Annotated in this window: 1 protein-coding gene; it reads right to left on the bottom strand. The window is 62.7% G+C overall.

What is annotated here, in order from left to right:
* Window positions 1-115 precede the first annotated feature (115 nt).
* A partial coding sequence (locus tag EXE42_RS17510; RefSeq protein WP_137707113.1) for a DUF4260 family protein occupies window positions 116-311 on the bottom strand: 196 nt, incomplete at its 5' end.

Below are 311 nucleotides of genomic sequence, written 5' to 3' on the forward strand. Positions count from 1 at the left end.
AGGTTCGGGCGGTGTCGCTCGTTTGCCTCCGTTGAACACCTCAGTAGCGGATGTGTTTTCGGAGCCGTGCCGAACGCAGCGCGCGAATCCTGTAATTCCGTGACGGATCTGTGCCTCAGTCGTCTCTCTTCCCGGCGGCGCTGGAGACTAGCTCGGCTGGATTCCCCGCCGGAGTGCCGTCGTCGGTGTCACCGGAGAGATGCGTGTGTTTGAACCCGGTCGGATACTTGAGTCCGTACCCCACGGCGCGGTCAACGCCGATATGAGCAGCCCAGACGAGCGCGATCAAGGTGAGCGGCGTCACGGTGAAC

Source organism: Halorubrum sp. SP3 (genome assembly GCF_005435195.1).
GTDB lineage: Archaea > Halobacteriota > Halobacteria > Halobacteriales > Haloferacaceae > Halorubrum > Halorubrum sodomense.